The organism is Paraclostridium bifermentans, assembly GCF_019916025.1.
Taxonomy (GTDB): Bacteria; Bacillota; Clostridia; order Peptostreptococcales; family Peptostreptococcaceae; genus Paraclostridium; species Paraclostridium bifermentans.
In genome coordinates this window covers 341,062-364,243 of sequence record NZ_CP079737.1, presented here as the reverse complement: position 1 = coordinate 364,243, position 23,182 = coordinate 341,062, and the positions used below count along the sequence as shown (strand labels likewise).

Here is a 23,182-nt window from a genome sequence, read left to right as displayed (position 1 = left end):
TATTTACCATTTGCTACTTAATTTTTAATTATTTTAATTTATTTTCTAAATTTTTTCTTCTATTATCTAATGGATTTAAGTTTATATGATGAACTCTTTCTTCTTCACTAGGTTTCATTATTACATCTTCCATATATACCTTACCACTTGGAATATGTGCTATTACGCTAGGTTGTTTATGACCTTTTGAATATATCCATGTATACTTCTTATTTACTACTCTATCTAAATCTTTAACTGATACTAATGCCTTTGCTTGTGGCTTTCCATATCTATCTTTTAGTATTATAGCTACTGTTTCATCGTCTATATTTTCATATTCATTTTTTTCTCTTCTATTAACAATCTCTAAATTAGATTTTCTATTATCTAATGTATCTCCATTTATATGTCTAATTGGAGCTGATGATTGAGTATCTAATATTACTGATTGAATGTTTCTTTTAGTACTCTTAACTTTTTTATTTTCTTTAGTTGTAGTTATATTTTGAACTAAGTAACTATTAAAGTCTTTATGCCATTCAGCAAACCAAACTCCCATAGCTTGTACCTTTTCTAAATCTTCTGTATCTATTTTAGCTATAAGCTCAGAACCATTCTTTTTAAGTATTGTTATATTAGTAACTGAACCTTGACTCTCATAATTATTTTTTGTTGTTTTGTAATTATTTATGATAATCACCTCTATCTTTAAATTAGTGTTATTTAAGTTTAACAGAATTTGTTGATAAAAGCTAATAAGTTTTATTTATATTAAAATTAATAGTCATTATTTACTATCCTTTTATATCCACTATATGTAGCTAAAAAATAGATACCATATATTATTAATATTGCACTTATTGAAATAATGTTATTGCCTATCATATCATAGTTTCCAAACATTTTGATAAAATTATTTGCTACTTTTATACCAAATATGTTGTGAACCAATGCAAGTCCAATAGGAAGTATAAAGTATAGTAAAACCTGGAAAAATATTGATTTATTTATCATTTCCGTGCTTACTCCAAGCCTTCTAAGTGTCTTATATCTTTCCATACTCTCAGTAGCACCAGCTAGTTGGCTAAGGGCTAGCACTGCTGCGCTAGATATTAAAAATACTATTCCTATATAAAGGCCTACAAACAAGAATATATTTGAAGTTGCCATACTATTTTCAAAACATGACATCTTAGTAATAGAAAGTATTTTATGTGAATTCTCTTTTCCATATGTATCTGCTATTACTTTATCAATATTCTTTGATACCATTTTTTCTTTATCTAATTTATTTCCTTTATAGTTAAGACTTAGGTTTTTTTCATAAATATTCATATCTTTGACTTGATTATCATTAACTATTAAAGTTGTCTGATTCATACTCATCGGAAGTGTTTTAATTGATTCAAATTCATATGATTTATTTACTTTAAGTATATTGTTATTTATTTTAATATAATCATTGTTTTCTATAAAATCTTTTACTGCTTCTTCCATCGATGCCATATCAGTAAGTAGTGTAACTTCACCTTCTCTTAAGTCTAAACCTTTTTTATTTTGCATTTTCATAATCTTATTGTAATCAGATATTTTAATTATAGGTACATTAAAATCACCCGTAGCATCTATTTGGTTACGTAAAAACTGGTTATTAGTATTTTTAAACATCTTCTTGAAAGGAATCTCACTGTTATATAAATTATACTTTACAATCTCACGACCATAATCACCTAAATTTATTCCATGATCCTTTAAGTATTGATCAATTTCTATATTATCTTTTTCCCCTTTAACTTCTATACTCATCCACAGATCAAATGGTGTTTGAAATTCTACTGTATTTTCAAAAGAATTTTTCATACCTATTCCTGTTGACATCATCCCTATTGCTACAAATAACATTAAACATATTATACTTATAGATATATAATGAGTATTTATTTTGCTATTAAACTGTCTTAATGTGAAAGTATTAAGATTTTTTAGGTAATAATTTTTGCTACTTTGGATAACTTTTATTAAAAATCCGGCCAATGCTCTGAAAAATAGTACCGTACCTATAATTCCTAAACATATAGACTTTTTAAACTCTGGTGTATTTAAGTTAACTAACGGATTTTCTAGTATAAGTTTATAAGAATATCCTAAACAAATTATAGAAAAAATAAATAGTATTACCGATATAGATAAATTTGTTTTTTTAAGCTTTTGATTAGCTTTTGACCCATTTATCAAATCAATCAAATTATATCTTGACACCACTATAAAATTTAATACCATAACTACCATAAATATTATTCCAAAATAAAATATTGTTTTTAAGCAAGCTTCTTTAGAAAATATAAACTGATATTTAATCATATTAGTTTTAAATAGTTTTGCAGTTATTCCTGCTAATCCTTGTGATAAAAATACTCCTACAAAAATTCCTGCTAATAATGATAATATTCCTATTATAATAGTTTCAGTAAATAAAATTATCGATATCTTTTTTTTACTAATTCCTAAGGTCATATATATACCAAATTCTTTATTTCGCTTCTTTATCATAAAACTATTTGCATATATTACTAAAAATCCTAAAATAAAAGATACAAATCCTGAAACTACAGATATTATTTGTGAAATTAGGTGTACATAATTCTTTTTGCTTTCTGATAAATCCATCATTATGGTCTGAGAATCTAATGAGTTAAATACATAAAATACACAAACTCCTAATGCTAGTGTAAGAAAATATATACTATAGGCTCTCATACTTCTTTTTACATTTCTTGAAGATAATTTAAATAACACTGTCACAGTCACCTCCAAGAAGTGTAACTACTTCTAAAATTCTTTTGAAAAATTCTTTTCTACTATCGTTTCCTCTTATAAGCTCATTGAAAATTTTTCCGTCTTTTATAAATAATATTCTTTTACAATAACTTGCTGTAAAAGCATCATGAGTAACCATCATTATTGTAGAATTTAAAGTTTCATTTAAATTTGATATACTTTCAAGTAATATTCTTGAGGACTTAGAATCTAGAGCTCCTGTTGGTTCATCTGCTAGTATTAATGATGGATTAGTAATTATCGCCCTTGCCGATGCTACTCTTTGTTTTTGACCTCCTGATATTTCATAAGGAAATTTATTTAGTATATCTGATATATTTAACTTATTTGCAACTTGCTTTACTTGTATATCTATATCGTTTCCTTTGACTCCTATAACTGATAATGCTAAAGATATATTTTCATATACAGAGAGTGTGTCTAATAAATTAAAGTCTTGAAATATAAATCCTAAATTCTCTCTTCTAAACTTCTCTATATTTTTTCTAGATAAAGTGGTTATATCTTTATTATCTATCTTTATAGACCCAGTTGTTACTTTATCTATTGTCGCTATACAGTTTAATAATGTAGTTTTCCCACTTCCGCTTGGACCCATTATACCTACAAACTCACCTTTATCAACTTCAAATGATATATTATTTATTGCTTTTGTTAGATTTTTCTTATTTCCATAGTATTTTTCTATGTTTTTAACTTCTAGTATTGTACTCATATATTCCTCCCCTAAAATATACAATCTATTACCTAATGATAATCTAAATTATCTTTTCTTATTTAGATTTAATCTTCTATTTCTAGATAATGAATTTGTTTTATACTTATAGATTATAGTATCTAGAGTTTTTATTTAATAACTTAACCTTACATAAAACTTACACTGGTGTAAGTTTTATGTGAAAATTAATTATTGATTATTTTCATCATATTATTTTCTGGGAAGGTAATTTTAACTACTGTATATTCATTTATCTTTGAATCTATTGATATCCCTAAAGACATTTTATCTGCTAATTTTTTAGAAATGTATAAACCCATTCCAGTTGATCTTTTAAGCTTTCTTCCATTTAATCCTGTGAATCCTTTTTCAAATACTTTCCTTAAATCTTTTTCATCTATCCCTATACCATTATCTTCAATAAATAACTCTGTGCTGTTGCTATGTTCTTCAATATAAATTTTTATTTTCCCATTTACTTTATCTAATTTCTTGTTTGTAGATTTGTCTCCAATGTATTTTATTGAGTTTATTATGATTTGATTTAAGATAAATTCCACCCATTTATTATCACAATGAACAGTCTTATTAAAGTCTTGTATATCTATTGATATGTTTTTATCTATTATAGCTTTTTTATTTCTTTTTATTGTGTTATTTACACACTGCCTTAAGCTTATTTCTTTTACTATATAATCTTTTTCTAGTTCATTGCTTTTAGAGTAATATAAAACTTGTTCTATATAATTTTCTATCTTTTCAATTTCTTCTAATATGCTTAATGTATGTTCATTTTTATTATTTTCTATTATTAGTTTACTGGATGCTATAGGTGTTTTAATTTCGTGCACCCACATATCTATGTATTCCTTGTGTTCTTCTTGTATAAAGATATATTTATTTACCTCTTCATTCATACCCTTATCTGTAACACTGATCACATCATATAATAATTGACCTTCAATAAATTCTGGCCTATTTATTAAAACAGGTAACAGATATTTTTTATCTAAATCATTTAATATATTTTTAGTCTCATTATAATATCTTGATTTTCTATTATAATCATGGATTATTTCAATTGAATTTAGTACAATCCATAGAATTACTATAAATTTTATAGTTATAGATTCTACTTGTAATAAACCTAATATGTATACTACAAAAACTAAAAATGACAATCTAAGAACTATGTAAAATTGTTTATCTTTTATATATTCTTTTATATTCATAAGTTACGGCATTATATAGCCTATTCCCCTTTTCGTCTGTATATAGTCATTACACCCTACTATCTCTAGTTTTTTTCTAAGTCTATTTATATTTACTGTTAGGGTATTATCATCTATAAATAAATCTAAATCCCATAAATAATCCATTAAATCTCCCCTTGATACTATTTTGCCTTTATTTTTCATTAAACAATTTAATATTCTAAATTCATTCTTTGTAAGTTCTAATTCTTTATCATCAAAATAAATACTATTTTTCCCCAAATCTAATTCTAAATTTTTATATATAAGTGTTTTCACAGATGAATTTTTATAACTTCTTCTTAATATTGAATTTATATGAGCTAAAAGTATTTGTGTGTTATATGGCTTTGTTATAAAATCATCAGCCCCTAAGTTCATACTCATAAGCTCGTCCATTTCTGTATCTCTGCTTGTTACTACTATTATTGGTACATCCGATTTTTTTCTTATTTCTCTACATATGTAATATCCATCACATATTGGCAGATTTATATCTAGTAATATTAAATGAGGATTTTCATTTAATGTATTTTCTACTATATTTTCAAATTCTTCCATTATTACTACTTCGTAGTTATAATTAACTAAGAAATTTTTTAGCTCAACCCTTATTTTTTCGTCGTCTTCTATTAAAATAATTTTTTTCATTCCAAATTCCCCTTTCTTATTCTTATTATATCAATATAGTCTAGAATTTTATCTTTTGAAAGTTCTTTTTTACTATTTCTATTTGTTAATATTAATGATATTTCTTTATTTCTCATAAAAAAAAGTCATACTATCATAGTATAACTTTTTAGTGAGTTTTAAAGTAAAGATAACTACCAGAAAACTACTCTTATTATTTGTAATATTATTCTATTTTTTAGATTTGTCTATATCAAAACGGTCTGCATTCATTACTTTATTCCAAGCACATACAAAATCCTTTAAGAATTTTCCCTGAGAGCCTTCACTTGCATACACCTCTGCAATAGCACGAAGTTGAGAATTAGACCCAAAAACAAGATCAACTCGTGTTCCTTCCCACTTTAACTTTCCTGTTTCTCTGTCACGCCCTTCAAATACCTTTTCATCAGAAAAAGTAGGTGTCCAAACTGTATCCATATCTAAAAGATTTACAAAGAAATCATTTGTAAGAGCTTCTGGTCTCTTTGTAAAAATACCATACTTAGAATTTCCGTAATTTGTATTCAGTACACGCATACCACCTATTAAAACTGTCATCTCAGGAGCAGTCAAAGTTAAAAGTTGTGCACGGTCAATTAATAATTCTTCCTCTCTAACTGAATAATCTGATTTTAAATAATTCCTAAATCCATCTGCTTTTGGCTCAAGTACAGAAAATGATTCAATATCAGTTTGTTCCTGTGATGCATCTGTACGTCCCGGAATAAAAGGAACTCTAACTTTATATCCAGCATTCTTTGCTGCCTTTTCAATACCTACACATCCTCCAAGAACAATCATATCTGCTAAAGATACCTGCTTATTTTTTAACTGTAAAGAATTAAAATCTTCCTTTATTTCCTCAAGAATCTGTAAAACATAATCTAATTGCTGTGGTTCATTAACTTCCCAATTTTTTTGTGGCTCTAGGCGAATTCTAGCTCCATTTGCACCACCACGTTTGTCAGAACCTCTAAATGTTGATGCAGATGACCAAGCTGTATAAACAAGCTCTGATATTGATAATTTAGAATCTAAAATATTCTTTTTAAGATATTTGATATCACCTTCATTAATTAATTCATAATCGACTTCTGGTACAGGGTCTTGCCATATAAACTTCTCACAAGGAACCTCTGGCCCAAGATATCGTGAAATAGGACCCATATCACGATGTGTTAATTTAAACCAAGCACGTGCGAAATCATAAGTAAATTTCTCAGGATTTTCTGAATAGTTTTTTACAATTTTTTTATATATAGGATCGTAGATAAGACCTAAGTCAGCTGTTGTCATCATAGGCGGATGCTTCTTCGATGGATCATGTGCATCTATAATCATATCCTCTTCAGCTACATCTTTAGCTATCCACTGATAAGCTCCTGCTGGACTTTTAACTAACTCATATTGGTATCTTAACAATACTTTAAAATAACCCATATCCCATTTTGTTGGATTTGGTTTCCATGCACCTTCAATTCCACTACTGATCGTATCAGGTCCTTTACCACTTTTATAGCTGTTTTTCCAACCAAGTCCCTGCTGTTCTATACTAGCAGCTTCAGGTGGCGGACCAACATATGTTGCAGGAGCTGCTCCATGACACTTACCAAATGTATGACCACCAGCTATAAGCGCTACTGTTTCTTCATCATTCATAGCCATGCGTAAGAATGTTTCTCTAATATCTTTTGCAGCTCCAACTGGATCAGGTTTTCCCTCAGGTCCTTCTGGGTTTACATAAATTAATCCCATCTGAGTTGCAGCAAGTGGATTTTCAAGTTTACCACTCATAGGATTTTTATTATCTCCAAGCAATTTAGCCTGTGAACCCCAGTAAGTATCTTGTGGTTCCCAAACATCCACACGTCCTCCACCAAATCCAATAGTCTTAAGTCCCATTGATTCAAAAGCACAATTTCCTGCTAATATCATAAGATCTGCCCATGAAATTTTATCACCATACTTCTGTTTGATTGGCCAAATTAATCGACGAGCTTTATCTAAATTAACATTATCAGGCCAACTATTTAATGGTGGAAATCTTTGTGATCCATCACCACCTCCACCTCTGCCATCACCTACTCTATAAGTTCCTGCACTATGCCACGCCATACGAATAAATAGTGGTCCATAGTTACCAAAATCTGCTGGCCACCAATCCTTTGAATCTGTCATTAACTTATATAAATCTTTTTTTAATTCATAAAAATCAAGCTTACAGAATTCTTTAGCATAGTCAAACTTAGGCCCCATTGGATTACTAAGGCTTGAGTTTTGATGAAGCATATCTAGGTTCAGCTGATTAGGCAACCAATTTTTATTTGAGTTTTCATCTACTGATACATGGTTGCTTACTCTACCTGTAAATGGACATCTTATTTCTCTCATGTGATGATTCCCCCCTTTAAGTACTACATGTTTCATTACATATTATGTAAATAGGCTTTTAATTATAACTTTTTTAAATACACATACGTCGTTAGGTTGATACGGACTTAAAGGAATATATTGTTTCATATTAGTGGTTTGCCAATCAAATGGTGGTGAGTTTGTTAATACACCAATTTTATTTTTGTATATACTTAGTTTTTCCTTTGTTTTTTCTATTACTATACTTCTACCACTTCTATCTGCTACAATCCAATGAAAAATAGCCTGTGGAAAACCCTCTATTCTAGGTGATCTTACAATATTAACACCTTTAAAAGCATATTCTACTTCTTCAACTGTCTTAAAATTTGATAATATCCAAAGAACTAGATCATATGGAGCTAGATTAATTTCATCTGTTTCTTTTGCTTTATTAAAATAAGCATCTCCAGGAAAATTTAACGCTGCACATCCTAGACCAACCTCATTAAATCCATCAATCAAGAAAGGTTGCTTATCAATCACCACTCCCATACTTAATATGGCATATTTAGTATATTCTTTTTTATCTGTAACTGTATTTATCCACTTGTACTTCCTAGGTACAAGATGTACTGATTGTCCAAAATTATACTCTAAATCTAAATTTCTACCAAACAAAACTTCACATTCTTTGGTTAATAGTGTAAGAGCTGTACACATTCTCTATACACCTCCTATTTTTCTATTTTTAATTAATTATTAAATTTCAACTAAAAATGTAGTACTAAATATGCTACATCACTTTATAGTTATCTACACACTTACCATTTATAATAAAAAATTTACAGTATAAACTAGATTAACAGGCTCACCAGTTGGCTGAATATAATCACTAGCTCCGTAAGTAGCATTTTGTATAGAATTATCAATATTTCTATATCCTTTTTTTCTACATGGGTAAGTTATGCATATATTAATTATATTGTATTTTTTTCTTAGATAATTTTCAAATTCTTGTAAATTTCTTAATCCTCTTTGATTGCTACATATGCTTACTGTAACTTTAAACATATACTACTCTCCTTTTTATCAGTTATTTTGTAATATTTTGTTACATTATATAATATGAATAAAATATTAGTTTGTGATTGAATAATTTGCATAATTTATTCTTTAATATGCTAATAGGGTATAATTAAAATCAAGCATAACCGTTCAATATACAGTAATTCATTAAGCTTTATGTACTTTTGAAATATATTTATAATCCTATGTAAAAAACACATTGATAAAAGGGTCAATGTGTTTTTCTTTAATTTCAATAGTGGAACTATCTTAGTTTTGAGTAAAATTTATAGACTTTGTATTTTTTGAACTACTAATATCATATTATCTACAATTAGCTTATTGTTTAAAACCTTATCAAAATCAAATTCTTGTAAATATATTCTAATACTCGGTTTGATTTCATTACTTGGATATAAAAAATATAGGAGTACATCATTTATTAATTCTGCATCTATATAAGCACTATTTACCATACATGATGGTATATCAGTAGAATTCATACCTCCATGTACAACAGTATATTTTAATGGAATACATTCTCCTGCGTAATTTGTATTTCCATCGGGTAACGCATGGCTTACAAGTCTAAGTGATATTTGATATATACCTGGACCAGGTAGATTCAAAGTATCATTTTTTATAGTGGTTGTTGATATTGTATATCCTCCTGTAGAAAAAATTTTATCATTATCAGAGTATAATAATTTTCTATTCATTTTGTCATTTGATAGACTAAGAAATCTTACCGATTCATTAAGTTCATTAACAATGAGTTTTATCATATAGTTGTATAAAACTTTTCGGTGTATAAATATAATTACAATTGCAACAGTTGCAATTTTGTTTTATATAATTACAACAATTTAAATTATTAGATTTTGGCATAGATACACCTTCCATATTTATATTTAATAGATTTCTAATTAAAGCTTTAATTGAAAATAATAATAAATTTTTATCTTATTCCTCAATTGTTTATATATCCAATTTTATTTTGCCTATATTAGAAGCTTTCTAGTGAACTATTAAATAATGTCATCCTTTACACAGTTGAATAATATAACTTAACTTACTAAGAGTTAAGTGTTCGTAGATATTTGATAATCCGTTATATTATCGTTAACTGCTATAGGATAAGCTCTTAGACCACCTTGATTTTTTTCGTATAAACAATCAGTTGCATAACATATAGGCATGAAGTAAGATTTGATTATGCTGTATAATATACGTAATGCATTATTTGATATAGTAATAGGCATTGATTTTTCAGGCGAATATATAGCCCAAAGCATACGATTTGTAAGGTAATAGTATTCTGGGTAATATTTTTCTATTACTTTATATTGATGGTATTGGCAATAATCATACATACATGTATTTTCGCAACGGATAATTCTCTTAGCATCAATCGAAATTGTATCTACTATATTTTTATTATTAACTATTACTATGCATAACTTTTCTTTCATAGGATTAGTTGTTTTTCGAGTACACAATAGTGCATAATTAGTTTTATCTGTTATCTTGTATGCTAAATATAGTTCTAGTTTATAAAAAGCATCCTCTTGCTTATTTAAAGTTTTTATTAAATGTTCAAGTAAGTTACAAGAAAGTTCTTTGGGTAACTTAATACTTACTATCCATCCATTTATATTAGTATAGTCAGTATCTTTTTGTATAAAACATTTATTATTATAATTTGAAATATTTATTTTAGACACCTCTCTATAATACCTATTATGATAAAAACTGTAGTTTTTCTACATTATATGATATTCACTCAATAATAATTTAGTTACATATTTTTCTACTTTATTACAAAAATAAATATTTTATACCGATTAAATAAATAAAAAACACATTGATAATCATATCAATGTGTTTTTCCTGGATTTCAATGGTGGAGACGATTCTCAAAAATCATAGCCACAATTAAATTTTTATAATTTTCTTTATTAAAATATTTATTTTATCACTGTTTAATATCTTAATAATGGCTGTGTACTGCATCTAAATGATCCGCCTAAACTTCTTGAAATTTCAAAATCAATATATTCAACAGTTACACCCTTACTAACTAACTGCTTCCCTATATATTCAAATTCTGGATCTAAAATATATACTGAATCATTAATTGGTAATCCATTCACAGCTAATCTTGATACATCATTATAAGGCACTGATATCTTATCCCAATTCTTTAACTCCTCTGGAATACCATTTACTAAAGCTTCCTCACATACAATCATGAATCCATCTCTTACTAAGCTTAATGCACAATCTAAGTGTAGCACATTATTTTTTAATGGTACTTGAACTACATTATAACCAAAATGTCCTAAAAATGATTTTAACCATCTATATCCATTGTCATTCGATGCTTGTCCTGAATTCCCTAAAAAAACTGTTTTATCAAGGACTAAGACATCCCCACCTTCTAAAAACGGTCCTACTTCTGAATTTAAGCCTTCTGAAGCATCTACCATAGGTAATGATACATACATAGCATTGCTAGAATATGCAATAGTTTCTAAAATACTACGTATAGGTAAAATTTCTTTCCTCCTATGATGATATCGTAGCGATCCCTCTATTATATTGTTTCCTATTGTAAAGAATGGATCTCTAACAAAAAAATTGCTACATCCATACTCTTTACCCGTTTCTTTTTCATAATCTGTTAACAAACGAGGTCTAACAATTTCAACCCCGTATTTCTCTAATACTTGTTTTAGATTTTCTCTTTCTTGTTCCCATTTAATTTGCCTTTCTGGAAATGCCTCTTCATAACTTTTTCCATCTACATCTTTATACATTTGCAAAGCTTCTTCCTCTAATACTTCTCCTACATCATTGCCTATAGTATTTATAGGAAATATAAATTCAGATTGTGTTAAAACAACTTTCTTTAAAGGTGCAAACTCACTTTTTACCATAACTGTTTCTTTCTTCATGTAAATCTCCTTTAAGTTCTATTTATTTTGTAGCTATGTTACTATTTACTTTATCCATTTGAATAAAATTTTTTCACTCTTGTATTTCATTTTTAACTACCTTACTTACAAAATAATAAACCTTCCAGTTAGGTTAGAGTCAATGCTATTTATTTTTTTAATATATCTAATTTTATTAAACTTCTCTCTTTTAAGTTTTCATCCATTTTACCAATAATCCACGTTTCATTAAAATCACCAACTACCTCAATATTATTTTCAGTTATATAATCTAACAACATTCTATAATATATAATTGAGTCACTTGGACCACCCTCATATATTATGGTTACGTAATCACCTGCTTCTAAATACCTTATATTTTTATCTTGATTGATAAAAACTTTAAATCCTTTATATATAATTTTATCTTCTTCTTTAAACTCTTTATATGATACTGTTGCTCCTAATAGCTCAGAAGTTCTTTCTATATTTTTATCTAAATCAAATATCACATTTCTTAAATTTAAATCTAGTTCTTGGGGGTTATATGCTATCTCATCATATTTTAGATAGCTTCGTTTTTCGTTATGTTTGATAAATACTTGATTAAGTCCATATTCAATATTTTGAGATATTTCTTTATCTAAATAGTCTAAATAGTTTTTTATTACCAATAGCTCTTTTATTTTTGCTTCTACTACTTTTGATTGATTTCTTATATTATCTACCATAAACTCTAAGTCAGTCTGCGAGCTTAAAATTTGTTTTATTAATTCTAGTGACATTCCTGTAGATTTAAACAATTTTATTAAATCTATTGTTGTTAATTGTTCTATAGAATAATATCTATATTTATTTTCTTTATTTACATATTTAGGCTTAAGTATCCCAATTTCATCATAGTATCTAAGTGTTTTTAATGAAACATTAGATAATTTGGATATTTCTCCTATTGTAAAATAACTTGCCATAATAATCTCCTTTTATAGTCTTTGTATTTTTACGGAATTCGATTAAAAAATTTTAAAAAGTTGTTCTATCAACTTATTCTAATATAAATTTGTAATAACTACATATTTTAAATTTATTTTTATTTGATTCTTTATTTATCTTAATAACTATTTTTAAACAAACTTTCATAATTGTACTATTCTATATAGCATGAACATACAAAAAAACACATTGATAAAATTATCAATGTGTTTTAGTGGATTTCAATGGTGGAGACGAGGGGAGTCGAACCCCTGTCCGCAAGTCCTTTCCTCGCTGCGTCTACGTGCGTAGCCATCTGATTTTTAAATCTCGTCGCACACATCGCACAGTGGCAGGCTCTGTGATTGACCAGTCCCAATTAGTCCACTCTCGGTCGAGACATCCCGAAAGTAGTTCCCTGCATAAATGACGTCCAGGCCTGGCCGGCAGGAGGGCTTAGGCGGGACGAGCAGTCATTATGCTGCTAAAGCGTAATTATCGTTTGCGTTTGTTTTAAGTTCCCCAGTTTTTACGTGACCCAGAGTAACACGACACGCAGCCTCAAGTGCCAAACCCACGTCGAAACCATTACGCCCCCTTGGTTGTTTTATAGTCCTGAGACTTTCTATCGCAAACTTTTTTCACCATTAATCAATATTAAGTTGTTATATATATAATAAAACTTTTTAAACTTAAAAGCAATATTATCTCATTGGAATTGTATCTAGTATCTACCAGATAACTCTCTTTCAATACGTCTATTAGCATCTTTCTTAGCCAAGTCTTGACGTTTATCATATAATTTTTTACCTTTTGCTAAAGCAAGTTCAACTTTAACTTTACCATTTTTAAGATAAACACTTAAAGGAATTAAAGCATAACCTTTTATAGTTGTAGCCCCTATAAGCTTTCTTATTTCATGTTTATGAAGTAATAATTTTCTTACTCTAAGAGGATCAACATTAAATATGTTTCCTTGTTCGTATGGACTTATATGAACTTGTTTTAAAAACACCTCTGAATTATCAACAGAAGCATATCCTTCAGCTAAGTTAAGTTTACCTTGTCTAATAGACTTAACTTCAGTACCCTTTAATTCGATACCACATTCATAAGTTTCTTCTATAAAATACTCATGTCTTGCTTTTCTATTAGTAGCTAAAACCTTAACACCTGCCATACAAATCACCTCTTATCCTTATCCTTCATTAATTACCTTAAAATATACCATATATAACCATACTAGTCAATACTCACAAATATTGAGTTGACTTAAAACTTGATGCACTAGTATTATATGTAATAAGCATGCTATATATTACACATAGTATATAAAATCAATAACATTTCACTCCCAAAATTTCCAATGTTAGTCCATCCTTATATACAACTTATACCCAATTATGCTACTCTTTTACCAAAATGTTAAAAAGAGGTTAAATAATTATGGTTTCAAAACTATGTGCTTTACTGCTTATTCTTTATTGTACAAAGAATCTATATGATTTAGCTACAATGAATACATTCCAAATAGAAAAAGACATAATAGAAAAATTAAAATACGAGGATTTAGCTAAAAAAGCAGCTAAATGCTACAAATCCTTATTTGTATTAGAAGATATATCATATCTAGGAATAACAATACTATCATTAAGAGATAGTAAGTTTTTTATATTAATATTTTTCATTACTTTTTTTGTATTTGCAGGACTTAAAATAATAGCAGCTAAGGTATTTGAAACAATCTCAAAGAAAGTAGGTGAATCAAATTAGCGTATTACCACGGATACTATTTTTAATAATCATACTTAAAAATTTAAATGATACATTTAAATCAATTAAAAATAACTTTTCGAAAGAAATTAGAAGTACATCAAATTTCCCAGAAATTCTATATAGAAAAGTACTAAACGTAACAGACTTCGTAGACTTATTATTCTACATATTATTAAGTATCATCTTAATAGTAAACAAACACTTGGATATATACTATTACCTAATACCAGCGTATATAATCCTAAGAGTCTCACTAACGTACATAACACTATGTGCAAAAAAATCTTCACAATCATAAAAAATGGAGAGTTTAGAATTGTTATTTCTGAAATACTTAAAGACCGCGATCTTTAGGTCTTTGTATGAAAGAAATAATAATCCGAACTCTCTAATCTTTTCCATCATAAAACAAAGGGAGAGTTTGGAATTGTTGGTTACGAAACACTTAAAGACCGCGATCTTCAGGTCTTTGTGTGAAGTAAACAATAATCCAAACTCTCCCACTTCAATTACTCTTGTTCTATCTTACCTAGAAGTTTAAAGTCTATCTCTTTAAAATCTACATTAACTTTTTCAACTCTAATCTTAACAACGTCACCGATTCTATACATTTTCTTAGTTCTCTCACCTAAAATAGTGAAAGTATTCTCATCAAATATATAATAATCATCGCCCATATCTGCAAGTCTAACTAAACCTTCAACAGTATTATCTAACTCGATAAACATACCAAAAGAAGTTACACTTGAAACAATACCTACAAACTCTTCTCCAACTCTATCTTCCATATATCTAGCTTTATAAATGTCTTTAACATCTCTTTCAGCAAGTTCTGCTTCTCTTTCTCTCTCTGATGATTGAGTAGAAGCATAATCAACTATTTGAGCTAATTGATCTTGTCTCTTTTGACTTATCTTACCGTTTAAGAACTCTTTTATAATTCTATGAATTTGTAAATCTGGATATCTTCTTATAGGTGAAGTAAAGTGAGAATAATATTGAGCAGCTAATCCAAAGTGACCTACACACTCAGGTGAATATCTAGCTTGTTTTAAAGAACGTAACATGATAGTGCTTATAGCTTTTTCTTCTGTCTTACCATGTATTTGCTCTATTATACCTTGTAATGCTTTAGGATGAACACTTTCTAAGTCTCCTTTTATAACATATCCAAAAGTAGATATAAACTTATTTAAAGTTTCTATCTTCTCATGTGCAGGAGTCTCATGAACTCTATAAACAAAAGGCATATTTAACCAGAAGAAATGTTCTGCTACAGTTTCATTTGTTATTAACATGAACTCTTCTATTATTCTGTTAGATATTCTTCTTTCATATTGTTTTATATCAACAACATCGCCATCATTATTTAATATTATCTTAGCTTCAGGGAAATCAAAATCTATAGACCCACGCTTTTCTCTTCTCTTCATTAATATTCTAGCTAGTTTTTCAGCAGTGAAGAAATCATCAGCTACCTTAGCAAATGTCTTTTTAAGTTTCTCATCATCTTTTTCAAGAATATCTGATACTTCTGTATAAGTCATTCTAGCTTTTGAATTTATTATAGTTTCTTTTATATCATGCTTAACTACTTCACCTTTATGGTCTATTTCCATAAATACTGATAATGTAAGCTTATCTTCAAACGGATTTAAACTACATACTCCATTAGATAAAGTTTTAGGTAACATAGGTATTACTTTATCAACTAAATAAACAGAAGTTGCTCTTTTTAAAGCTTCCTTATCTAACTTACTCTTCTCTTTTACATAGTGAGTAACGTCAGCTATATGAACTCCTAATTTATAGTTTCCATTATCTAATACTTCTATAGATACAGCGTCATCTAAGTCTTTAGCATCTTCACCATCTATAGTGAATATATTCATATCTCTTATATCTAATCTTCTATCTATTTCTTCTTGCGGTATTTCGATAGCTACTTTTTCAGCTTCATCTAATACCTTTTTAGGGAACTCTTCAGGAAGACCATGCTCTCTTATTACAGATGCAATCTCAACATATCTGTCCCCTTTTTGCCCTAATATTTCTATTATTTTACCTTCTGGTTTTCTATCTTCTGTTGGCCATTGAGTTATTCTACAGACAACTTTGTCATTTCCTCTAGCTCCATTGAAAAACTTCTTAGGTATAAATATATCTTTATTAAACTTCTTATTATCTGGTAAGACAAATCCAAAGTTTTTGCTTTCTTGGAAAGTTCCTACAACATCAGTTATAGCTCTTTCTACAACTTTTATAATTCTACCTTCTGCTCTTTTTTCATCAGTTGCTGGAGTTGTGATCTCAGCTATAACTCTATCATTATGCATTGCTCCATTAAGACTATCAGCAGGTATAAATAAATCTTGTGTATACTCTTCGTCAGATTCTACAAATCCAAATCCTTTTTTATGAGATACTAGCTTACCTACAAAAAGTCCCATCTGGTTTGGAGATGTGTATTTCCCTTTTTTAGTAAGTATTAAATACCCTGATTCTACTAATTCATCTAAAAAGTTGTAGAACATAGGCATTTCTGTATGATGTATATCAAATATCATTGCTAATTCTTCTTTTTTTAGAGGATTGTATGCTGCTTCTGATATAAGTCCCAACAATTTTTGTTTTAATTCTTCACCCATTGTTTTCCTCCTATTAATTTAGTTATTACTTTATTCTATGCTTTTACTAAATATTTTTCCCATTTTATTTATATAAATTACAATAAGATTAATTATCCATAAATTATATCATTAAATGGTTATAATGGTAAATTCTGTTTTATATGATAATAAAAAACAATTACGTTAAATCGTAATTGTCATCTTATGTGTAAAATAAATTCAATTTTATTATTTAACTAAAAGTATTGCCATAGCATTTAAGAAAAATAATACTGCACTTATTTTAGTTACTCTTGCTAAAAATGCTTCTTTCCCTTTTGGTTTAAAGTAACTTTGAGTTCCCTCTCCACCAAATTCAGTAGGTACAGCACTCTTAGTATCTTGTGGTAATATACTTACTACTAAAATTATAGATAGTACTACCTGTACTCCCATTAATACATTAAACATAGTTATCCTCCTACATTTATAATCACTAATATAACATAATTTTAGTGTAGCATAATAATATACTACATTCAAGTTATAAAGTCAATCTTGTTGTATTATTACCCAATCTTAACCACAATAATCCCCCCACAAAACTTTCTTTTCTCTTCATAAAAGTCCGAAGTGTGAATATGTCAGTTCCAGCGCTCTTTAAAACTTATTTCCCCTCATAAACGTCCAAAGGGTTAATGTATTAGTTTCAGGACCTTTAAAGCATTTTTTTGCTTTGGAAGCGAAACTAATACATTAACCCGAGGACTCACCTACCTATCTATTGAGTGAACTTTTATCATATTCGTAGTACCTGATATACCAGTTGGCACACCCGCACTTATAACAACTAAATCACCTTGATTTAAATAATTTAACTCTGTAACAGCTTTTATAGAATTATCTATCATATCATCTGTATTTGCTACATTAGAAGTCTTTATAGGATACACTCCCCAAGTTAAAGCTAATCTTCTCATAACACCTTCATCTTCTGTAGTTGCAATTATTGGACATTGTGGTCTAAACTTAGAAACCATTCTTGCTGTATGCCCACTTGATGTAAATGTTATTATTGATGCTGCATTTAAATCTATTGCAGTTGTACATGTAGCATGACTTATAGCATTTGTTACATTAACGTCTTTTAACTTTTTCTTTTTAAGTAACTCATTATAATTTAAAGTTTCTTCTGTTCTCTTAGCTATTGTAGCCATAGTTCTTACAGCTTCAACTGGATACTTACCTGCTGCAGTTTCTCCTGATAACATTATTGCATCTGTCCCATCATATATTGCATTTGCAACATCTGTCACTTCAGCTCTAGTTGGTCTAGGGTTTCTAATCATAGAATCTAACATTTGAGTTGCTGTTATTACAGGCTTTCCTAACTCATTACATTTTCTTATCATCATCTTTTGAGCTATTGGTATTTCTTCTGTAGGAATTTCAACTCCTAAATCTCCTCTTGCTACCATTATCCCATCAGAAACTTTTATTATATCGTCTATATTATCTATACCTTCTTGATTTTCTATCTTAGATATTATTTGTATATGCGTTGCATTATTGTTTTCTAAAACTTCTCTTATAGCTAAAACATCAGATGCTTTTCTAACAAAAGATGCTGCTATATAATCAATACCTTGTCCTATACCAAACTCTATATCACTTATATCTTTTTGAGTAAGTGCTGGTAAATTTATTTTTACCCCTGGCACGTTAACACCTTTGTGATTTTTAACTATTCCTGAGTTTTCTACCGTACAAACTATATCGTCACCTTGAACTTCTTCAACTCTTAATCCTACTAATCCATCATCTATTAATATAGTATCTCCAGGTACTACATCTTCTGCTAATCCTTTATAACTTACTGTGCATTTATTTTTATCCCCCATAACATCTTTCATTGTTATAGTGAACTTTTGACCTTCTTCTAATAATACTTCAGGTGCATCAAAGTTTCCTGTTCTTATCTCTGGACCTTTTGTATCTAATAATATAGCTATTGGTTCATTTAAATCTTCTCTAACTTTTTTAACTATATCCATTCTTTGTTTATGTTCTTCATGCGATCCATGAGAGAAGTTAAATCTACATACATTTAATCCATTTTCTACAAGCTCTTTTAATATTTCTTCTTTATCTGATGCTGGTCCTAGTGTACATACTATCTTAGTTCTTTTTCTATTGTTTATCATAGTTTCCTCCTAAAGTATTATTCCCCACATTATAGTTGAAATTATTGTCATTGAAAGTCCTATTAAAGACTCATATGGTATTAACATTAAACGCTCGCCTATACTCATATTAGTAGCTCCTGCTGTTGCATGGAAGAATGATCCATGTGGTAAATGGTCAAGCACTGTTGCTCCTGTGTGTACCATCGCTCCACCTGCTAATGGTGATACTCCAGATGCTATTATAGCTGGTGCAAATGTTGCTGATGCTATTGTTGCTCCTGCTGTTGTAGATGCAGTAGCTGCTGACATTAATACTCCTGATATCGGTGCTAATAAGAATGCTGGCATATGGACTGCGCTTAATATTGCTATTGTTGTTTGTTGTAATGTTGATGCTTTTATTATTCCTGCTACTGTTCCAGTTCCTATTAATAAGATTGCAACTGGCATCATTTTTGATAAACCAAATGTTACGTATTCATTAATATTTTTTATTTTACCCATAGCTAATGCTCCAACTATACCTCCTACTGGAAGTGCTATAAGTGGATCTATTGCTATTCCTGCTATAGGTCTTAATGCTAATAACATTATAGCTACCACAGGTCCTACTATTGCTGATATAAATGATGGTAATTCTACCTTTTCACTTTCATTTTCTATCTCATCTTCTATTTCTTCTAATTTTTTAGATTTTATTTTTTTACCTAGCATATTTGCTAATATAACTGTTACTATAAGTCCTACTATTGCTGGTATTATATTTGCTGCCATTAACGATGATAAATCTACCCCAAAGTTTTCTGCCGCTGATATAGTGTTTGGATTTGGAGATATTACATTTCCTGCTTTTCCTCCACCTATCATAGCTAAAAGTATAACCATTGGCGCATATCCTATTTTCTTAGCTATTGCTAATGCTATTGGAGCTACTGTTATAACTGCTACGTCTACGAATACTCCAACTGATGTTAATATCATAGTTGATAATGCTAATGCGAATAATGCTCTTTTTTCGCCTAGTGTTTTTATAATTTGATCTGCAATTTTAGCTGCTGCACCTGTTTTTATTAATACTCCAGCTAAAACCCCAGATGTTACTATACGAAGAATTGCCGGCATTATGTCTTTTGCTCCAGTCATCATTACATCTACTGTACCTGTAAGACCTGCACCACCTACTAATCCACCTACTACCGCTCCTAGTATTAAACTGTAAGCCGGATGAAATTTCTTTATTATAAGTATTATCGATAATAAAAGTCCTAGTATTGCTCCTAGTGTTGTTATTTGTACTTCCATCTTCGTCCACCGCCTTATTTTTTAGTTTTGATTAGTTCTTTACTGCTTTTATAAGGTTAAAAATCTGTATTGTTGTTTCAATCATGTTTTGAGTTGCATTTTCTTTTTTCATTGCTTCATCTATTGTCATAGCCTTGTTTACTATAGAGAAATAAGCATCTATACCTTCTTCATTACATTTAACTGCATCTGGTGTAGTGCATCCTGCTATTGCTATTACTTTTGCTCCATGTTTTTTAGCTAACTTAGCTACTCCTATTGGTGCTTTTCCCATAGCAGTTTGATTGTCTAATCTTCCTTCCCCTGTTATAACAAGATCTGCATCCTTTACTACTTCTTCTAACTTTATTTCATCTAGAATTATCTTTATTCCTGACTCTAATTTAGAATTTAAAAATCCTAAGAATCCAAATCCTAGTCCTCCAGCTGCTCCTGCTCCTTCTATGTGAGCTATATCTTTTCCTAAATCTTTTTTTACAACTTCTGCAAAGTTTTTAAGTCCTTTATCTAATTCCTTTACTATTTCTTTAGTTGCGCCTTTTTGAGGTCCATATATATAAGCTGCTCCATTTTCACCATATAAAGGATTATTTACATCACATGCTATCTTGAAATTACATTCATCTAATTCTTTTAATTTGTTTTCTGTATTTATTCTTTTTATTTGATTTAAAACTTTTCCACCTAATCCTACTAAGTTATCATTTTCATCATAAAACTCAAATCCTAATGCTTGAAGCATTCCTACCCCACAGTCATTTGTAGCGCTTCCACCGATTCCAACTATGAAGTTTCTACATCCTTTTTCTATAGCTTCTTTTATTATTTCTCCAACTCCATAAGTTGTTGTATTTAAAGGATTTCTAAGTTCTGCTGGAACTAATGGTAATCCTGATGCTTGAGCCATTTCTATTATTGCTGTATTTGTTTCCTTTAATATTCCATAAGTTGCATTTACTTTTTCATTTATAGGTCCTGTTACAGTTATTACTTTTTCTTCTCCGTTCATCCCTTGTACTAAAGCCTCTACAGTCCCTTCGCCTCCATCTGCAAGGGGCATTATCACTACATCTGATTTATTATCAACACTTAATATTCCTTTTTTAATTGCATTTGCTGCTTCTATCGAAGTTAAACTTCCTTTTAACGAATCTATCGAAATTACTATTTTCATTTTTGTCGCCTCCCTTTGATATTTTCATTATAACAAATTAGCTTTTCTAACCGAATGTTATATATACCAAATAATATAACTTCATTTCACTTAATTTTGGTATTCATACTATTGAAAAGCTATTCCTTTAATGCTTCAAACAAAAAGTACCATATCAAAAACTATTTTGTTTTGATATGGTACTTTTTATTTTAATTAAATTTTGATAATCGTATAGCTATTGCTATATATAAAACTACTGACTCTTTAAAATATCTAGGGTTTAGTCCACTTCTTTGGTAAATCCTCTCTAATCTATACTGTAAAGTATTTTTATGAATATATAATTCTTCAGATGTTGCTTTTAATGACATATCATTTTTATAATAAATTTCTAATAAATTTATATCTTCATCATCTAAGTTCTTTAAAACTTTTTCTATATATTGATTTTTAATTTCCATATCTAGATTTTCTAATATCAACTCTAAATCTAAATCATCTATATAAGTTAATATCTTATTATTTTTTTTAGAATACTGAAGTGCTATTCTAGCTTCTTGATATGATTTATGAGTATCATATAAATCTTTTAGTCTTCCTACTCCACCGTTTAGCTTATCTTTATATTTATTTAATATATCCATATAAACAAGTTTAAGTTTTTCATACTTTTGCTCATTTACTAAAGCTATACATTCATTAGGATAAACATATATTTTAAAGATATTACCTATAGAATCAAATACCTTACTTATATCTTCTTCTATAATTTCTACTTCTCTATCATTGTGATTCTTTTTGATTTTCATAAGTACAACAGCAAATTTCTGATTTACTCCTATCCCAAATTGCTCTAAAATACTTTCAATCTCATTTTTGTCTTCTATACTGTCATATATAAGAGACTTAACTACATAATTTATTCGTTGCTTATCTGCTTCATATTTATAATTTAGCTCTTGCTCTTTTATAAATATTTCAGTTATCTTAGTTACTAAAAAACCATATTTACTTACTTCACTCGGTTCTCCAGTTATTCCAATAGCTCCTATTGCATCTTTATTGATTTTTATAGGATAGTTTATTCCTTTTTTACTACCTTCATACTCAGAATTATCCTCAACAGTTATATTACTAAGAGTCTTCACAGCCTTATATCCAGCCTGATGAAATGTGTTCAACCTATTCTTATCAGTACTACCTATTATAACTCCATTTTTATCAATGAAATTTATATCCTTATCTACAACTTCCTTAACTGCATTCACTATCTCTTGAGCTAAATTCTTACTAATTTTATTTATAGCCATAACATAACCTTCTTCATCAATACTTTAATATAAATCATATTCATATATA

Annotated in this window: 19 protein-coding genes, 1 other RNA gene and 1 pseudogene; 1 reads left to right on the top strand and 20 read right to left on the bottom strand. The window is 28.8% G+C overall.

Annotation, left to right across the window (positions count from 1 at the left end; all coding sequences use genetic code 11):
• Positions 1 to 28: 28 nt before the first annotated feature.
• The 14 genes from KXZ80_RS01970 to smpB all read right to left on the bottom strand — a co-directional run bounded on the left by KXZ80_RS01970 (position 29) and on the right by smpB (position 13,974).
• Entirely contained in the window at positions 29 to 682 is a 654-nt protein-coding gene (locus tag KXZ80_RS01970) for an HNH endonuclease family protein (protein WP_021434070.1), read from the bottom strand.
• A 77-nt stretch (positions 683 to 759) separates the two neighbouring features.
• Positions 760 to 2,784, bottom strand: coding sequence for an FtsX-like permease family protein (locus KXZ80_RS01965; RefSeq protein ID WP_021434071.1), 2,025 nt, complete (start codon positions 2,782 to 2,784; stop codon positions 760 to 762).
• Complete coding sequence (locus KXZ80_RS01960; RefSeq protein WP_021434072.1) at positions 2,768 to 3,535, bottom strand: ABC transporter ATP-binding protein; 768 nt, start codon at positions 3,533 to 3,535, stop codon at positions 2,768 to 2,770. Before KXZ80_RS01960 ends, KXZ80_RS01965 begins: the two co-directional genes overlap by 17 nt.
• Before the next feature lie 188 nt (positions 3,536 to 3,723).
• The gene (locus KXZ80_RS01955) at positions 3,724 to 4,770 is read right to left on the bottom strand and encodes a sensor histidine kinase (protein ID WP_021434073.1); all 1,047 of its coding nucleotides are present in this window, start codon (positions 4,768 to 4,770) and stop codon (positions 3,724 to 3,726) included.
• A gap of 3 nt (positions 4,771 to 4,773) precedes the next feature.
• Positions 4,774 to 5,442 (bottom strand): response regulator transcription factor, encoded by a 669-nt coding sequence (locus tag KXZ80_RS01950; protein WP_021434074.1) that lies wholly within the window; start codon positions 5,440 to 5,442, stop codon positions 4,774 to 4,776.
• 210 nt (positions 5,443 to 5,652) lie between these two features.
• Positions 5,653 to 7,854, bottom strand: coding sequence for a catalase/peroxidase HPI (gene katG, locus KXZ80_RS01945; RefSeq protein ID WP_021434076.1), 2,202 nt, complete (start codon positions 7,852 to 7,854; stop codon positions 5,653 to 5,655).
• Between the two features lie 42 nt (positions 7,855 to 7,896).
• The gene (locus KXZ80_RS01940; protein ID WP_021434077.1) at positions 7,897 to 8,538 is read right to left on the bottom strand and encodes a linear amide C-N hydrolase; all 642 of its coding nucleotides are present in this window, start codon (positions 8,536 to 8,538) and stop codon (positions 7,897 to 7,899) included.
• 108 nt (positions 8,539 to 8,646) lie between these two features.
• A complete protein-coding gene (locus tag KXZ80_RS01935) occupies positions 8,647 to 8,889 on the bottom strand; it encodes a hypothetical protein (RefSeq protein WP_021434078.1) in 243 nt (80 codons plus the stop codon).
• A gap of 281 nt (positions 8,890 to 9,170) precedes the next feature.
• Positions 9,171 to 9,602 carry a hypothetical protein gene (locus KXZ80_RS01930; protein ID WP_021434079.1) on the bottom strand — a complete coding sequence of 144 codons (432 nt, stop codon included), beginning with the start codon at positions 9,600 to 9,602 and terminating at the stop codon, positions 9,171 to 9,173.
• A gap of 363 nt (positions 9,603 to 9,965) precedes the next feature.
• A complete protein-coding gene (locus tag KXZ80_RS01925) occupies positions 9,966 to 10,607 on the bottom strand; it encodes a hypothetical protein (protein WP_021434080.1) in 642 nt (213 codons plus the stop codon).
• Positions 10,608 to 10,865: 258 nt separating this feature from the next.
• Positions 10,866 to 11,840 (bottom strand): dimethylarginine dimethylaminohydrolase family protein, encoded by a 975-nt coding sequence (locus KXZ80_RS01920; RefSeq protein WP_021434081.1) that lies wholly within the window; start codon positions 11,838 to 11,840, stop codon positions 10,866 to 10,868.
• A 149-nt stretch (positions 11,841 to 11,989) separates the two neighbouring features.
• Positions 11,990 to 12,793 (bottom strand): MerR family transcriptional regulator, encoded by an 804-nt coding sequence (locus tag KXZ80_RS01915; RefSeq protein WP_021434082.1) that lies wholly within the window; start codon positions 12,791 to 12,793, stop codon positions 11,990 to 11,992.
• A 247-nt stretch (positions 12,794 to 13,040) separates the two neighbouring features.
• Positions 13,041 to 13,392: a transfer-messenger RNA gene (gene ssrA / locus KXZ80_RS01910) on the bottom strand.
• Positions 13,393 to 13,518: 126 nt separating this feature from the next.
• Positions 13,519 to 13,974 carry an SsrA-binding protein SmpB gene (gene smpB, locus KXZ80_RS01905; RefSeq protein ID WP_021430171.1) on the bottom strand — a complete coding sequence of 152 codons (456 nt, stop codon included), beginning with the start codon at positions 13,972 to 13,974 and terminating at the stop codon, positions 13,519 to 13,521.
• Positions 13,975 to 14,240: 266 nt separating this feature from the next.
• Here smpB and KXZ80_RS01900 point away from each other — a divergent pair, with 266 nt between their 5' ends.
• Positions 14,241 to 14,567, top strand: coding sequence for a hypothetical protein (locus KXZ80_RS01900; protein WP_021430155.1), 327 nt, complete (start codon positions 14,241 to 14,243; stop codon positions 14,565 to 14,567).
• A 512-nt stretch (positions 14,568 to 15,079) separates the two neighbouring features.
• On the opposite strand, the gene rnr is transcribed toward KXZ80_RS01900, so the two are convergent.
• The 6 genes and pseudogenes from rnr to KXZ80_RS01870 all read right to left on the bottom strand — a co-directional run bounded on the left by rnr (position 15,080) and on the right by KXZ80_RS01870 (position 23,133).
• Complete coding sequence (gene rnr / locus KXZ80_RS01895) at positions 15,080 to 17,218, bottom strand: ribonuclease R (protein WP_021434083.1); 2,139 nt, start codon at positions 17,216 to 17,218, stop codon at positions 15,080 to 15,082.
• Positions 17,219 to 17,428: 210 nt separating this feature from the next.
• On the bottom strand, positions 17,429 to 17,650 hold the full coding sequence (gene secG / locus KXZ80_RS01890) for a preprotein translocase subunit SecG (RefSeq protein ID WP_021434084.1): 222 nt from the start codon (positions 17,648 to 17,650) through the stop codon (positions 17,429 to 17,431).
• Between the two features lie 311 nt (positions 17,651 to 17,961).
• A pseudogene (gene pyk, locus KXZ80_RS01885) lies at positions 17,962 to 19,383 on the bottom strand (pyruvate kinase); the annotation flags it as partial.
• Between the two features lie 9 nt (positions 19,384 to 19,392).
• Positions 19,393 to 20,667, bottom strand: coding sequence for a GntP family permease (locus tag KXZ80_RS01880; protein WP_021434086.1), 1,275 nt, complete (start codon positions 20,665 to 20,667; stop codon positions 19,393 to 19,395).
• A 31-nt stretch (positions 20,668 to 20,698) separates the two neighbouring features.
• Complete coding sequence (locus KXZ80_RS01875) at positions 20,699 to 21,841, bottom strand: glycerate kinase family protein (RefSeq protein ID WP_021434087.1); 1,143 nt, start codon at positions 21,839 to 21,841, stop codon at positions 20,699 to 20,701.
• Positions 21,842 to 22,032: 191 nt separating this feature from the next.
• Positions 22,033 to 23,133, bottom strand: a complete 1,101-nt coding sequence (locus KXZ80_RS01870; protein ID WP_021434088.1) for a CdaR family transcriptional regulator — start codon at positions 23,131 to 23,133, stop codon at positions 22,033 to 22,035.
• Positions 23,134 to 23,182 lie beyond the last annotated feature (49 nt).